The sequence below is a fragment of the Thermus arciformis genome (assembly GCF_900102145.1).
Lineage (GTDB): Bacteria > Deinococcota > Deinococci > Deinococcales > Thermaceae > Thermus > Thermus arciformis.
Genome location: NZ_FNBC01000088.1, coordinates 1 through 1,049, shown reverse-complemented (window position 1 = coordinate 1,049; position 1,049 = coordinate 1). Strand labels below are relative to the sequence as shown.

At 65.4% G+C, this 1,049-nt stretch carries 2 protein-coding genes and 1 pseudogene; 1 reads left to right on the top strand and 2 read right to left on the bottom strand.

All coding sequences use genetic code 11. From position 1 onward, the window contains the following. Positions 1-86: 86 nt before the first annotated feature. Positions 87-272: pseudogene (locus BLP62_RS14525) on the top strand (hypothetical protein); the annotation flags it as partial. A gap of 17 nt (positions 273-289) precedes the next feature. Here the strand turns inward: BLP62_RS14525 and BLP62_RS13445 are convergent. Then, entirely contained in the window at positions 290-745 is a 456-nt protein-coding gene (locus tag BLP62_RS13445) for a PIN domain-containing protein (protein ID WP_093008763.1), read from the bottom strand. Further along, a complete protein-coding gene (locus BLP62_RS13440; protein ID WP_093008762.1) occupies positions 726-968 on the bottom strand; it encodes an AbrB/MazE/SpoVT family DNA-binding domain-containing protein in 243 nt (80 codons plus the stop codon). Before BLP62_RS13440 ends, BLP62_RS13445 begins: the two co-directional genes overlap by 20 nt. Positions 969-1,049: the final 81 nt, after the last annotated feature.

The window sequence follows — 1,049 nt, the reverse complement described above, 5'->3', positions numbered from 1 at the left end:
AGGCCCAGGTGGCCCAGGTCGTACACCTGTAGGTCGGGTGGGGTTTCCATCCCAAAATCCTAAGGCCAAGGAACGAGGGGTGCGGAATGTCGGCTTCGGAGCTGACCCTCGTGGCTACCTACATCTGGGTGGATGACGAACTGAAAGCCCTGGAGGCCCAGGGCTTCAAGCTCCCCCCAAAGCAAAAGCACCAGAAGGCTACCCTGGCCGAGCTCCTGACCCTCGCCATCTGCAAGATACGGCCTTCGGCCGTGACTCTCCTGTTGCAAGGCCCTTGAGGCCTTTTCCCCTAACCCTTGCCCTCCAAGAGGTCCATCACCCCCGCCAGGGCTTCCGCCAGCGAAACCACCCAGAGCCCCCTTACCCTCCTCCCCATGAGGTGCCCAAAGTGGCGCCGGTCCCCAGTCACCAGGGCCTCGGCGCCGGCGCTCCAGGCAGCTGCCAGGATGGGGGCATCCTTAAGGGGTAGGCCTCCCGCCAGCGCTTTCCGCACCAACGCCGTCGGGGCCTCGGGGACCGTCTGCACCCGTCCCCGTATCCCCTGGAGGCAGTCCAGGGCCTCGGGCCGCTTGGCCTCCAGGTTGCGCCGGGCCTCCTCCAGGGCGTGGGGGGAGGTGAGGAGGAGAACCTTGGCCTTGGGCGCCAGCTCCAAAAGGGCTCGCGCCCTCCCCTCTTGCCAGCAGGCGGCGAAGAGGACGTTGGCGTCCAGGAAGAGGCGGCGGAGCCTAACGGGCGAGGGCGGCAAGGCGGGCGCGCTCCTCCTCGGTGAGGATGTCCTCGGCCAGGAGTTCCTGGAGGCGCTCTTCCGTGTAGACCTCTAAGGGGTAGACTCCGGCGGGGCGCAGGAGAAGCCCCCCCTCGGGAGCGAGTTCCACCAGGAAGTAGGCCTCCCCCTCCACGCCCAAGGCCTTGAGGAGGCGCTTGGGGATGGAGAGTTGGCCCTTGCGGCTGAGCTTGGCCAGCTCCATGGTTTCAGTATACCAAAAAGTTGAGTTTCTTCTATGTACACGTCAAAACCTCCATAGGGCATAACCCCAAGGGACTTCCGC